Raw genomic sequence first — 5379 nt, 5'->3', positions numbered from 1 at the left:
GCAGATGTTCATGTAACTTTTCGCAAAATACGCTAATCTCTTTCATAGGGGTTTTATTTGTGATGTGGTTATCTTTTATAAAACCCCTTCCTGTCTACTTTTGCAACTTTTTGTCCTGTACTAAGCTGCTAAATATAGGATTTCATAAATTATGCCTGTAATGGTAGTTAGAAATAGAGGCAACAACATAATCGGAGCAAGAATGCGATGAAGACGGCGAATATATTTAAAATATTGGCTGTGTTTTTTGGTGGCTTCCATAAATAAACTCCTTAATGAGCGTGTATTGGGAGGAATGATGGTAATTAATACAGATTAAGATTTGGCGATCGCCTCACCAGCCTGTTTCCAACCTGAAAGACTAGGCGGAAAGCCCTTCACATTGTCATAATTGAGCAAATGTAAGGTCATCACACCCATCGAAGAGCGATAACCCGTAGAACAATATAAAACTACAGGGCGATCGCTAGGAATTTTGCTTAAATTGCGCGATATAGTCCGTAGTGGAATGTTAATGGCATTAGGGATATGTCCTGATTGATATTCCGATAGTTCGCGGACATCCACTAATAGAGCTTGACGATCAGCTATCAAACTTTTCAACTCTTCGACATTAGCAATCGTGTAGTATCCCGATGGAATAGCCATGAGATATTTATCCAAAGACATTTCTAATCGTGGATATCCTTCAATACTCGACAGCAGATTAGGTATATCGATTGGTTTTGAGGCGATCGCGTTTGGTTGAAGTCCTAACAAGAGACAGAATGATAAAACGATGCCAAGCAGTAGAGATAAAATTAATTTCATAATTTTTTTATTGTAGTAGATAAGATCCTCACCCCTAGCCTCTCTCCCAGAGCAGGAGAAGGGGATGAGGGAAGATTTTCGCTCTGCGTAAGGTGAATTAAGGAGTAACAGAATCTTGAATTGCTTTTTTCATTTCATCGGGAATAAACACGGCATACATACCGCGCAAGTCACCAACTTTGAAGTTATAGGCTAAATCCTGAAGATAACCTTTCTGCACAAACTGAGGACGCTGATCTTTTGCACCATGACAAACCAAACAACTTGCTTCTACATCAATGCGGCGATAGTAGCGCGTTCCTGTCTGCTGATTAATGGTTTCCCGATCCCATAGTCCGACTAGCTCATGGTCTTGTTCAAATTTTGCCAACGCCACCTTGTCATGGAGGTTTTCAGGAGTATGGGCAGGATTGCGATACTTAGTTGCGATTTGCTTCACCTGCCAACCATTTTCTTTACTGAGTTGTATTGCTTGCATTCCCACAGGACGACAGACTTCTTTCATCGTTTGTTGGGTTGGCTCTTCAGTGCTTCCTTCTAGTCTCGAAGCCAAGCCTATCCGCATTGCATCCAGAGCTTCAATTTCCTGAACAGCATGAACTAATTCTTCAGGATGGGGAATAATTGGAGCAGCTAGGGCGATCGCAGGACTCCAAGCGATCGTAAATAAACTCAAACCAACTACTAGAAAAAGATTGAGAACGAACTGATGTAATTTTTGCATAATTTAGTCCTGAATCACTTTATAGAAATCTACTCAAGCAATGGCAAAATCTGACGAATTAGTCCGATCGTCACCGCAGGTTGCTCTAGTTGCGGGGTAAATCCCACATCATCCAGATAGTAAAAGCGACGAATGACTTCAGGATTCATCGCCGCAAGCTGACGACCGACATTAGGGTTTGTGAACTGAGAACCCTTGCCCCAAATCATGGCTGTAGGAACCAACCGTCAATCTTTTGATGTATGGAGACAGATCAAAACACAAATCTCCCCGAACAAAAGAGAGCGCTGCATACTCCGCATTTTCACGTTGAGCCGATTGCAGAGAGGAAGCACCATCAAAACCGTGCAGAAAGACTAATGCTTCTGTTGGATTATGTTCATTCCATGGTTCTCCTTGATCCGTGTAATAAACCATCTTGCCAAGTTAGGTTAAGACAGAACGTTCGTTAAAACCACGAGGTATAAACATAGATTTCTTATTGGTATTGTTTTGAATAGATTGCTTTAGAAACCGATTAACCAGCAACAGGCGCATTCATCGAAGCTAAAATCTTTTGGACAATTTGGATGCCAGTCAGGGCTTGCCAACCAAACAGACCCATTACCACCATATTGATCGCGACATGGATGCTGCGAACCCAGTCATGTTTCTGCATAAAGGGAACTAGTGATGCTGAAACCGCGATCGCGCCTACCATTCCTAAACCAGCAAACAAATGGGCGTTAATGAAAATCTTGCCACTACTTATATATGTCGCCACAATTCCACCGATCGCTCCCAATACCATTATGGCTAGAACTATAGAACCAATTTGGTGATGACGAATCGCGAATTTACCTTTGATCATTTCTTTCTTGACATCGCCTTCAGCTAGTCTAGTGCGACGGACTTGTACGCCCAGATACATCGCATAGATAGTAATACCCAGCAATACCCACATCATAATGGGATGAAAAAAACTGAGATAGGGTTTGAGAGCCGATAAGGTTTCTGAATTCATGACGATTATTTCCAATGCGATCGCATATAAAGTGAGTGAATATCTTTTCTACTTCCTATCCATTAAATAAAGCTAGAAAATCGGTAAAACTCTATACCTATGTCTAACCTATGGAAAAGTAATAGGAACAAAAATTAGCATGACATTCTAACGTATAACATCCTGTATAAGTTATAGGAATTGTACTGAAATCATATAGTTCTTTACGATGGAACGATTAGCTGCTCATGACTTATGGAAAAGCCAAAGCCTATATCTAGTATAGGGTTGAATCATCTAGAGAACAAACTTAACTTAGTCTTAAGATTAATCTTGTTTAATTATATTACTAATGAGTTATATTAAAGTAGATTACAAAAAAATATTGCAATACTTCAAGAATTAAGTCTTCCAATATTGCTGCAAGTTTTTGCAATTTGTTTAACATTGGAGATTACCTTATGAACACAAATGTTGGCTCAGTTGATCGCCTGATCCGTTTGTTATTGGCTATTGGATTGTTCTATTTAGGCTTTTTCCTTTATGGCGGTACTGGATTAGGAATTGGTCTAGTTGTGATGGGTGGAATAATGCTGGTAACGGCTCTCGTGGGCTTTTGTGGGCTTTATCAACTTCTAGGAATTCGTACCAATAAACTTACTGAGTCTCTTCATGGAAAATAGTTTACCCCTCGAAAGTCCGTCCCTATCGCGGCGGCAATTGCTCAACTTTATTACAGGATCAGCGATCGCTGTGACCACAGGATCGGCACTCTATCCCTTTGGTAATTTCTTCGTTCCGCCATCAGAAGCCGTTGGCGACGGTGGAGCTATCCTTGCTAAAGACATCTTAGGCAAAGTAATTCCTGCTACACAACTCTTGGCTGAGCCACCAGAAACTCGCGCTCTAGTAGCAGGTTTAGCAGGAGAACCCACCTATCTGATTGTCACCGCCGATCGCACTCTCGACAACATTGGCATTGTCGATAACTGCACCCATCTCGGTTGCACCTTCCCTTGGAACCCGCTGGATCAACAGTTCCAATGCCCTTGCCACGGTTCTCTCTATGCCCCTGATGGAACCGTAGTACGTGGTCCCGCTCCTCTACCACTCAAGATTGTCAAAGTTGCAGTAACTGACAACAAAATTTTGATCTCGCCATGGACAGACACCGATCCTCGTACTGGTCAAAAGCCTTGGTGGGTATAGGACATCTTCACGTTTAGTATCACTAATTGCAGTCTTTTTAAACTTCTCAGTTCAGTTACATTCTATTCACTATTGAATTGTATTGACAAAGAGTAATAATTATGACAACTTATGTTTTCCCAAAACAGTCAAAGCTCGACCCAGTAAATTCTTGGCAAGTCTTTTCTGACTGGATCACAAGTACCAACAACCGTCTATATATAGGTTGGTTCGGTATTCTCGCAATTCCCACTCTGCTTGTGGCAGCGATCGTGTTTATACTAGCGATCGCCAATGCTCCATCCGTGGATATGGAGGGTGTTCGCGCTCCCATCGCAGGATCGTTGATGGCGCATAATAACATGATCACTGCTGCCGTCGTCCCAACTTCGGCGGCGATCGGGCTGCACTTTTATCCTGTATGGGAAGCCGACTCCATTGATGAATGGCTCTATAACGGCGGGCCTTATCAGATGATCGTATTTCATTTTCTGATTGGTATCTGGGCTTATCTCGGTCGCCAGTGGGAATTGAGCTATCGCTTAGGGATGCGTCCTTGGATCGCCGTAGCCTTTTCTGCTCCAGTAGCCGCAGCCACCGCCGTACTGTTTATCTACCCAATCGGACAAGGAAGCTTCTCAGAAGGAATGCCTTTGGGGATTTCGGGTACTTTCTACTTCATGCTGTCGCTCCAAGCAAAGCATAATGTCTTGATGCATCCGTTCCACATGCTTGGAGTAGCGGGAATTTTGGGTGGTGCACTTTTGAGTTCGCTCCATGGCTCTCTCGTTACTTCGAGTCTAATTCGCGAGACGACAGAGATTGAATCAGCTAACCTAGGTTATAAATTTGGTCAAGAAGAAACTACCTATAATCTGCTTGCCAGTCACAGTGGTTACCTAGGCAGATTGCTGATCCCAACCCTGTCTCTGCGGAATAGTCGGACTACCCACTTTCTCTTAGCTGCATTACCAACGATCGGGATTTGGTTTGCCGCTTTAGGTATCGGCGTGATGAGTTTTAATCTCAATGGATTCAATTTCCAGCAATCGATTTTAGATGATTCTGGTCGTCCAATTCGCACTGATGCCGATCTGCTTAATCGCGCAGACCTTGGAATTGAAGTCATGCGATCGCCTAATGGACATAACTTCCCAGTTCCATTGGCTCTGACATCTCCTGATATTTCTGCCTAAACATTAATTCTATGGTTATGAGATCGCTAAATTTGCGATCTCATAACTATAAAAAATTTCAACTAAAAAACAAAGAATAGGAATTTTTCAATGAAAATTGCCGTATCTAGCCAAAATCAAACCAATGTAACAGGACATCTTGGACATTGCCAGAAATTCTGGATCTACGATGTGGATGACACATTTATTCAAAACAAACAGCTATTAGAACTTGCTAAAGCTCAAAGCTTCCATGAAAGCTCTCCTAAAGAATCACATCCATTGGACGATGTACAGGTACTAATTAGTGGCAGTATGGGCAATGGATTAGCCTGTCGTCTGGAATCCAAAGGTATCAAGCCCATTGTCACCACTGAAATCGATCCCGATGCTGCCATAACAGCCTATCTTGCGGGTTCACTAATTGTGAAAACTCAAGAGGAACGCGATCGCGACCATGAGGCGGAACATGCTCTTGGTGGAGAAGATGACCACAAAGG

At 42.5% G+C, this 5379-nt stretch carries 8 protein-coding genes and 1 pseudogene; 4 read left to right on the top strand and 5 right to left on the bottom strand.

Features of this window, described 5'->3' with window-relative positions:
• Nucleotides 1-120: 120 nt before the first annotated feature.
• From VB775_RS15585 to VB775_RS15560, 5 genes and pseudogenes are all read right to left on the bottom strand, one after another.
• The gene (locus tag VB775_RS15585; RefSeq protein ID WP_281009904.1) at nt 121-261 is read right to left on the bottom strand and encodes a hypothetical protein; all 141 of its coding nucleotides are present in this window, start codon (nt 259-261) and stop codon (nt 121-123) included.
• A gap of 54 nt (nt 262-315) precedes the next feature.
• Entirely contained in the window at nt 316-810 is a 495-nt protein-coding gene (locus tag VB775_RS15580; protein WP_281009903.1) for a rhodanese-like domain-containing protein, read from the bottom strand.
• Nucleotides 811-907: 97 nt separating this feature from the next.
• Complete coding sequence (locus VB775_RS15575; protein ID WP_281009902.1) at nt 908-1534, bottom strand: Tll0287-like domain-containing protein; 627 nt, start codon at nt 1532-1534, stop codon at nt 908-910.
• Nucleotides 1535-1563: 29 nt separating this feature from the next.
• Nucleotides 1564-1858, bottom strand: a pseudogene (locus VB775_RS26505) (alpha/beta fold hydrolase); the annotation flags it as partial.
• A 193-nt stretch (nt 1859-2051) separates the two neighbouring features.
• Nucleotides 2052-2537, bottom strand: a complete 486-nt coding sequence (locus VB775_RS15560; RefSeq protein ID WP_281009901.1) for a DUF4079 domain-containing protein — start codon at nt 2535-2537, stop codon at nt 2052-2054.
• 440 nt (nt 2538-2977) lie between these two features.
• Between VB775_RS15560 and VB775_RS15555 the strand changes: the two genes are divergently transcribed.
• The 4 genes from VB775_RS15555 to VB775_RS15540 all read left to right on the top strand — a co-directional run.
• Entirely contained in the window at nt 2978-3199 is a 222-nt protein-coding gene (locus VB775_RS15555; RefSeq protein WP_281009900.1) for a DUF2892 domain-containing protein, read from the top strand.
• A complete protein-coding gene (petC, locus tag VB775_RS15550; RefSeq protein ID WP_281009899.1) occupies nt 3189-3725 on the top strand; it encodes a cytochrome b6-f complex iron-sulfur subunit in 537 nt (178 codons plus the stop codon). Before VB775_RS15555 ends, petC begins: the two co-directional genes overlap by 11 nt.
• Nucleotides 3726-3826: 101 nt before the next feature.
• Nucleotides 3827-4900 (top strand): Photosystem Q(B) protein 1, encoded by a 1074-nt coding sequence (locus tag VB775_RS15545; protein ID WP_281009898.1) that lies wholly within the window; start codon nt 3827-3829, stop codon nt 4898-4900.
• 90 nt (nt 4901-4990) lie between these two features.
• Nucleotides 4991-5379 (top strand): NifB/NifX family molybdenum-iron cluster-binding protein (locus VB775_RS15540; protein ID WP_323216868.1); only part of this gene is annotated, 389 nt, incomplete at its 3' end.

This window comes from Pseudanabaena sp. CCNP1317 (genome assembly GCF_034931345.1).
Lineage (GTDB): Bacteria > Cyanobacteriota > Cyanobacteriia > Pseudanabaenales > Pseudanabaenaceae > Pseudanabaena > Pseudanabaena galeata.
The sequence above is the reverse complement of the archived record's forward strand: the minus strand, read 5'-3'. Positions and strand labels throughout refer to the sequence as shown.

Excerpts from the sequence above, each read along its gene's own strand:
- VB775_RS15585 (WP_281009904.1), bottom strand. The coding sequence starts at position 261 with ATGGAAGCCACCAAAAAACACAGCCAATATTTTAAATATATTCGCCGT.
- VB775_RS15580 (WP_281009903.1), bottom strand. The coding sequence starts at position 810 with ATGAAATTAATTTTATCTCTACTGCTTGGCATCGTTTTATCATTCTGT.
- VB775_RS15575 (WP_281009902.1), bottom strand. The coding sequence starts at position 1,534 with ATGCAAAAATTACATCAGTTCGTTCTCAATCTTTTTCTAGTAGTTGGT.
- VB775_RS15560 (WP_281009901.1), bottom strand. The coding sequence starts at position 2,537 with ATGAATTCAGAAACCTTATCGGCTCTCAAACCCTATCTCAGTTTTTTT.
- VB775_RS15555 (WP_281009900.1), top strand. The coding sequence starts at position 2,978 with ATGAACACAAATGTTGGCTCAGTTGATCGCCTGATCCGTTTGTTATTG.
- petC (WP_281009899.1), top strand. The coding sequence starts at position 3,189 with ATGGAAAATAGTTTACCCCTCGAAAGTCCGTCCCTATCGCGGCGGCAA.
- VB775_RS15545 (WP_281009898.1), top strand. The coding sequence starts at position 3,827 with ATGACAACTTATGTTTTCCCAAAACAGTCAAAGCTCGACCCAGTAAAT.